The sequence below is a fragment of the Xanthobacter sp. BG11Y11_SDJG genome (assembly GCF_057364445.1).
Genome location: NZ_JBNFNU010000285.1, coordinates 1 through 5,599, shown reverse-complemented (window position 1 = coordinate 5,599; position 5,599 = coordinate 1). Strand labels below are relative to the sequence as shown.

Here is a 5,599-nt window from a genome sequence, read left to right as displayed (position 1 = left end):
GATCCCCGGCCCGCGCCGGCCGCACCCGCCGCCCGCCGCCCCGAGGGCGCGGAGGAACCCCGCATCCTGAAGTCCGGCATCGTCGGCGGCATGGCCTATACGCTCTATTCCGACGGCTCGATCCAGGCCGAACTGCCGGACGGCGTGGTGCGCTTCGCCTCGCTCCAGGAACTGCGCGACCACGTCTCCCAGGCGCAGCAGAGCCGCTGAGGCGGGGTCTGACGAGCGTCCTTGCGAGACCGGTGCCGAATGTCCGCGCGGGTTGATGCGCGGGGCCTCAGCCCGCGCGCGGCGCGCACCGGCGCGGATCTTAGTGCGTGGTGGCCGCGCTGCCGTAGCGGCGCATCAGGTGCGCCTTGAAGACCGACGCGTCGAGCGGCCGGCCGGTGGCGCGGGTGAGCAGATCGTCGGTCTCCAGCAGCGAGCCCTGGCTGTGCACGTTCGTGCGCAGCCAGGAGAGCAACGGCGCGAAATCGCCGTGCGCGATCGCGGCGGGAATCTCCGGCACGGCCCGGCGGGCGGCGTCGAACAGCTGCGCCGCGGTCATGGCGCCGAGCGTGTAGGTGGGGAAATAGCCCCAGCCGCCGCTCGGCCAGTGGATGTCCTGGAGGCACCCCACCCGGTCGTCCGGCGGCGTGATGCCGAGCAGCTCTCGCATCCCGGCATTCCAGGCCGCCGGCAGCTCCGAAAGCGGCATCTCATCGCCGATCAGCGCCTTCTCCAGCCGGTAGCGCAGGATCACGTGCGCCGGATAGGTCACCTCGTCCGCGTCCACCCGGATGAAGCCGCGCTCCACCTTGGTGTAGAGGCGGTGGAGATTGTCCGCCTCCCAGGCCGGCCCGGCGCCGCCGAAGGCTGCGCGCATGCGCGGTGCGGCGAAGGCGAGGAACTCGCGCGAGCGGCAGGCCTGCATCTCCATGAGCAGCGACTGGCTCTCGTGCACGCTCATGCTGCGCGCCTGGCCCACTGGCTGGTGCACCATCGCCTGCGGGCGGCCCTGCTCGTAGAGCGCATGGCCGGTCTCATGCATCACGCCCATGAGGGCGCGGGCGAAGTCGGCCTCGTCGTAGCGCGTGGTGATGCGCACGTCGTTGTCGGCGCCGCCGCAGAAGGGGTGGGTGGAGACGTCGAGCCGGCCGCGCTCGAAATCGAAGCCCACCACCTGCATCATCTCCAGCCCGAGCGCGCGCTGCGCGTCCACCGGGAACGGGCCCTGGAGCGGCAGCGGCGCCGGACGGCGCGCCTGCGCCTCCAGCACCTCGGCCGTGAAGCCGGGCAGGAAGGCCGCGAGGTCGTCGAACAGGGCATCGATGCGGGCGGAGCGGCCGCCCGGCTCGTAGTCGTTCAGCAGCGCGTCATAGGGCGAGAGGCCGAGCTTCTCCCCCTTCACGAGGCCGATCTGGCGCTGGAGGGAGAGGGCTTCGGCGAGCAGCGGCAGGAGCGCGGGGAAATCAGCCTCCGCGCGCGCCTTGCGCCAGGCCATCTCGCAGCGCGAGACGGCGCGGCTCGACGCCTCCACAAGTTCGGCCGGCAGCGCGGTCTGCACCGTCCAGAGCCGGCGGATCTCCCGGATGTTCGCCCGCTCCCAGGCGCCGAGCCCGCTCTCGGCCTCGGCGCCGGCGATCAGGTCGCCCACCTTGGGGTCGCAGACCATGCCGTGGTGCAGCACCCGGAGCAGCGCCAGGCTTTCCGCCCGCGTCTCGGCGGCGCCTCTGGGCATCATCGTGTCGCTGTCCCACTGCAGGATGCCGATGGAATTGGCGAGCGCGGCGGCGCGCGCGAAGTGGGCGGCGAGATCGGCATAGGCTGGCATGGAGACCTCGGAAAATGCGTTGACCGTCAGGACGTTGGCGGATCAGCCTTTGGGCGTTTCGGAGGCCTTGCCGGCGGCGAGGAGCTTGGCGAGGCGCGCCTCCTCCTCCGGCGAGAGGCGCGGCGCCGGACCGGAGGAGCGCCGGCGCAGGGCGAAGACCGCGATCAGGGCGCCAAGGCCGAGCACCAGCACCGGCGCGCCCCACAACAGCGCGTTGCGCCAGGAGAAGCGCGGGCGCAGCAGCACGAACTCGCCGTAGCGCTGGACCATGAAGTCCAGCACCTGCGGGTCGCTGTCGCCCGCCGTCAGGCGCTCGCGCACGATCAGGCGCAGGTCGCGCGCGAGCGGCGCGTCGGAATCGTCGATGGACTGGTTCTGGCACACCATGCAGCGCAGTTCGGCCGAGAGCGCGCGGGCGCGGCTCTCCAGCACCGGATCGCCAAGGATCTCGTCCGGCTGCACCGCCAAGGCGGGGGCGGCGGGAAGCGCGACGGCGCAACCGAGAAGGAGCAGGGCGGCAAGGCGTCGCATCATTCGGCGGCCTCCGGCACCGCGCCGGGAGCCAGCCGCTTGCTCGCGCCGAGCAACTCCAGGGCGATGATGCGGCCCGCGGCGTCGAAATCGAGAACAACGCCCTCGGCGACCTCCTCGCTTTCCACGATCGTGCCGTCGGCGAAGCGTACGAACATGGCGTCGGATTCGCGATCATAGTCGGCGGTCATGGCGGTCATGGCGGGCGGATTCCTGGGTGTGGTCATGGCCGTCGCGCTCCACGATCGAAAAAGGCGGTAATCACCCGCACTTTGGCTCCCTCGTCTCGATATACCACGCGAAGCACCCGTCCGCCCCGCGTGGTGATGGCCCTGTAGGCGCGCCAGATGTCCGCGCCGGCAGGGTCGGGCGCGGTCCAATCGGGCGCGCCAGGGTCTCTTCCACCCACGCGCGATCGATGGACCGCTCCGTCAAGGCCAATTGAGCATGCCGCGACAGCACCAGCGGCCGTGGCACTGCGCCTACTCCGCAGGCGCCGGTTGGGGTTCGGGCTTGGCGGGGCGGCGTGCGGCGGGCTTGGGCGCGCCGACCCTGAGGCGCCGGTCGGCGAGCGAGAGCGCGCCGCCGATGGCCATCACCACCGCGCCGAGCCAGATCAGCAGCACCCGCGGCTTGTAGGAGGCGCGCACCGAGAGGCGCCCGTCCGCGCCTTCCTCGGCGACGCTCACATAGAGCTGGCTGACGCCATAGGTGCGGATGCCGGCCTCGGTGGTGCCCATCTGCCGAGCGGCAAAGGTGCGGCGGGACGCCTCCACCGTGCCCTGGGACACCGAGCCCTCGCGGATCGCGAACACCGCGACCCGGGAGCGGAAATTCGGCCCGGTGCGGTTCTCCATGCGCTCCAGCGTCAGGGTGCGCGTGCCCACCTTGAGGCTGTCGCCCACCCGGATGGAGGCGATGGTCTCGGTGCTCCAGGAGGCCTCGCAGACGATGCCGAGCAGGCAGACGCCGACGCCGAGATGGGCGATGGCGGTGCCATAGGCCGAGCGCGGCACCCCCCCGAGACGCTTGAGCGCCACCTTGGCGCTCACCTTGCCGAGACCGGCGCGCTCGGCGAGGTCGGTGAGCGCGCCGAGGATGACGAACGCCGCCAGCGCCACGCCGACCGGCGCGAACACTGAGCCGCCGTCCGCCGCCGCGGCCGTCACCACCGCGGCCACCACGGCGAGGCCAGCCGCCAGCATCAGCCGCTGGGCGACGCCGAGCAGGTCGCCGCGCTTCCAGGCCAGAAGCGGGCCGAACGGCATGGCGAAGACGAGCGGCAGCATCAGCCCGCCGAACACCAGATTGAAGTAAGGCGGGCCGACCGTGATCTTGGCCCCCGTCACCGCCTCCAGCGCCAGCGGATAGAGCGTGCCCACCAGCACCGAGAAGGTGGCGGCGGTGAGGAACAGGTTGTTGAACACCAGGGCGCCCTCGCGCGACACCGGCGCGAAGATCCCGCCCTGCCGGAGCTCCGAGGCGCGCAGCGCGAACAGCGCCAGCGAGCCGGCGATGAAGAAGGTGAGGATGCCGAGGATGAAGACCCCGCGCGCCGGATCGGTGGCGAAGGCGTGCACCGAGGTCAGCACGCCCGAGCGCACCAGGAAGGTGCCCACCAGCGAGAGCGAGAAGGCGAGGATGGCGAGCAGCACCGTCCACACCTTGAGCGCGTCGCGCTTCTCCATCACCACGGCGGAGTGCAGCAGCGCGGTGGCGGCGAGCCAGGGCATCAGGGAGGCGTTTTCCACCGGGTCCCAGAACCACCAGCCGCCCCAGCCGAGCTCGTAATAGGCCCAATAGGAGCCCATGGCGATGCCGAGGGTGAGAAACACCCAGGCGGCGAGCGTCCAGGGCCGCGTCCAGCGCGCCCAGGCGGCGTCGATCCGTCCCTCGATCAGCGCCGCCACGGCGAAGGAGAACGAGATCGAGAGCCCCACATAGCCGAGATAAAGCAGCGGCGGATGGATGGCGAGGCCGGGATCCTGGAGGATCGGGTTGAGGTCGCGCCCTTCCGCCGGCGGCGGCACGAGGCGCAGGAACGGGTTGGAGGTGAAGATCACGAACGCCAGGAAGGCGGTGGCGATCGAGCCCTGCACCGCCAGCACCAGCGCCTTCAGCCGGTCCGGCAGGTTGGAGCCGAACAGCGCCACCAGCGCCCCGAAGAAGCCGAGCACCAGCACCCACAGGAGCATGGAGCCCTCGTGGTTCCCCCAGGTGGAGGTGATCTTGTAGATTAGCGGCATCTGGGAGTGGGAGTTCTCCACCACGTTCAGGACCGTGAAGTCGGACGACAGGTAGAGCTGGACCAGCGCGCCGAAGGAGAACGCGATGAAGGCGAACAGGGCGAAGGCGATCGGTGCCGCCGTGCCCATGAGCACGGCATCGCCCTTGAGCGCCCCCCAGCCGGGCAGTGCCACCTGGAGCAGCGAGAGGACGAGGGCGAGAAGGAGGGCGTATTGACCGAGTTCGGCGATCACGGGCTCAGCTCCCCGGCGCGCGGGCGGGGGTGGTGCCGGGGGCGGGGTCGCCCTCCTTCCACACGCCCTGGGCCTTGAGCGCGTCCGCCACCTCGCGCGGCATGTAGCGCTCGTCGTGCTTGGCGAGCACGCTGTCGGCCTTGAAGGTGCCGTCCGGCTGGAGCGCGCCTTCCGCCACCACGCCCTGTCCCTCGCGGAACAGGTCCGGCAGGATGCCCGAATAGGCCACTTTCACCGCCGCATTGCCGTCGGTGACGGCGAAGGTGGTGAGGGTGCCGGCCTTGGCGACGCTGCCGGTCTCCACCAGCCCGCCGAGGCGCAGCCGGGTGCCCGGCGCCACGTGCTGCTCGGCGATCTCGGTGGGGGTCCGGAAGAACACGATGGTGTCAGTGAGCGCCGACAGGATCAGCGCGGCCGCAAGGCCGAGAACACCGATTCCGGCGCCGATCATCACGAGGCGACGGCCCTTGCGCGTCATCTCCTACCCTCCGCTCGCGAGGTCTTTCTCGGCCGCGTCGATGCGGCCGAGCGCCTCCTGATTGTCCTTGAAGGCCGCACGCGCGGCATTGATCGCGCCCAAGGCCTTGTCCTTCTCCCCCAGCACCGTAAAGGCGCGGGGCCAGCCGCAGCCAGCCGTCAAGGTCGTTCGGGTCCTCGGTGAGGCGCGCCTGCAGGCGATCCACCATGCCGCGCACCATGGCCGAGCGGTCCTCGGCCGAGAGAGCGGCGGCGGCCTGGACGTCCGCGGCGGTCGGCCCGGGGCCCGGCGCTGCCG

The 5,599-nt window shown here is 71.3% G+C and carries 6 protein-coding genes and 1 pseudogene; 1 reads left to right on the top strand and 6 read right to left on the bottom strand.

Translation table 11 applies throughout. The features are described 5' to 3' along the window. Positions 1-210, top strand: a pseudogene (locus tag AC2W7M_RS18735) (hypothetical protein); the annotation flags it as partial. Between the two features lie 100 nt (positions 211-310). Here the strand turns inward: AC2W7M_RS18735 and AC2W7M_RS18730 are convergent. The 6 genes from AC2W7M_RS18730 to AC2W7M_RS18705 all read right to left on the bottom strand — a co-directional run bounded on the left by AC2W7M_RS18730 (position 311) and on the right by AC2W7M_RS18705 (position 5,428). Further along, positions 311-1,813 carry a carboxypeptidase M32 gene (locus AC2W7M_RS18730; protein ID WP_486133990.1) on the bottom strand — a complete coding sequence of 501 codons (1,503 nt, stop codon included), beginning with the start codon at positions 1,811-1,813 and terminating at the stop codon, positions 311-313. Positions 1,814-1,855: 42 nt separating this feature from the next. After that, positions 1,856-2,347: a cytochrome c-type biogenesis protein gene (locus AC2W7M_RS18725; protein WP_486133988.1), complete on the bottom strand. Its 492-nt coding sequence runs from the start codon at positions 2,345-2,347 to the stop codon at positions 1,856-1,858. After that, a complete protein-coding gene (locus AC2W7M_RS18720) occupies positions 2,344-2,544 on the bottom strand; it encodes a DUF2283 domain-containing protein (protein WP_486133986.1) in 201 nt (66 codons plus the stop codon). The genes AC2W7M_RS18725 and AC2W7M_RS18720 overlap by 4 nt, the downstream gene beginning before the upstream one ends. A gap of 282 nt (positions 2,545-2,826) precedes the next feature. Beyond that, a complete protein-coding gene (locus AC2W7M_RS18715) occupies positions 2,827-4,824 on the bottom strand; it encodes a heme lyase CcmF/NrfE family subunit (protein WP_486133984.1) in 1,998 nt (665 codons plus the stop codon). A gap of 4 nt (positions 4,825-4,828) precedes the next feature. Beyond that, positions 4,829-5,302 (bottom strand): cytochrome c maturation protein CcmE, encoded by a 474-nt coding sequence (gene ccmE / locus AC2W7M_RS18710; RefSeq protein WP_486133982.1) that lies wholly within the window; start codon positions 5,300-5,302, stop codon positions 4,829-4,831. Between the two features lie 3 nt (positions 5,303-5,305). Continuing rightward, complete coding sequence (locus tag AC2W7M_RS18705) at positions 5,306-5,428, bottom strand: hypothetical protein (RefSeq protein ID WP_486133980.1); 123 nt, start codon at positions 5,426-5,428, stop codon at positions 5,306-5,308. Positions 5,429-5,599: the final 171 nt, after the last annotated feature.

Excerpts from the sequence above, each read along its gene's own strand:
- AC2W7M_RS18730 (WP_486133990.1), bottom strand. The coding sequence starts at position 1,813 with ATGCCAGCCTATGCCGATCTCGCCGCCCACTTCGCGCGCGCCGCCGCG.
- AC2W7M_RS18725 (WP_486133988.1), bottom strand. The coding sequence starts at position 2,347 with ATGATGCGACGCCTTGCCGCCCTGCTCCTTCTCGGTTGCGCCGTCGCG.
- AC2W7M_RS18720 (WP_486133986.1), bottom strand. The coding sequence starts at position 2,544 with ATGACCGCCATGACCGCCGACTATGATCGCGAATCCGACGCCATGTTC.
- ccmE (WP_486133982.1), bottom strand. The coding sequence starts at position 5,302 with ATGACGCGCAAGGGCCGTCGCCTCGTGATGATCGGCGCCGGAATCGGT.